Source organism: Neisseria sp. P0021.S007 (assembly GCF_051956855.1).
Genome location: NZ_JBQCXA010000753.1, coordinates 1 through 610 on the forward strand (window position 1 = coordinate 1; position 610 = coordinate 610).

Genomic DNA, 610 nt, shown 5'->3' on the forward strand with positions numbered 1-610 from the left:
TTTATACCAACCGTCGGCATGTCCGGCTTCTACGGCTACGCGTGGCAAGCCTTCCGGCAGAACCGCGGCTTTATAGGCGGCATCTTGGCGGTCGAATACATTGGTAGAAGGCATGGAAACAACGCGCACGGCAATACCTTGTTCTGCCAATACTTTTTGCGCTTCCAGAGCCAATTCAACTTCAGAACCGGTAGCAATTACAACAGCCTGTGCATTGCCTTGAGCTTCACTGATTACATAAGCACCGCGTTTGATGTCGTTTAGCTGTTGCTCATCACGCGCTTGGAATTTCAGGTTTTGACGGCTGAAAATCAGGCTGGACGGATGATCGGCCGCTTTAACAGCTTCAGACCACGCTACCAAAGATTCAACGGTATCGCATGGACGCCATACATCCATATTTGGAATCAGGCGCAGAGTGGCAGTTTGCTCGATAGGTTGGTGGGTCGGACCGTCTTCGCCCAAACCGATGGAATCGTGGGTGAACACAAATACAGGGTTGATTTTCATCAGCGAAGCCATACGTAAGGCGTTACGCTCGTATTCGCTGAACATCAGGAAAGTCGCGCCGAATGGTTTAACACCGCCATGCAGGGTAAGGCCATTCATC

Annotated in this window: 1 protein-coding gene; it reads right to left on the reverse strand. The window is 51.0% G+C overall.

Annotated elements, in window-relative coordinates; genetic code table 11:
- Positions 1–610, reverse strand: a 610-nt coding sequence (locus tag ACTHUR_RS15785) for a transketolase-like TK C-terminal-containing protein (RefSeq protein WP_440399597.1), incomplete at both ends; no start/stop codon positions are given.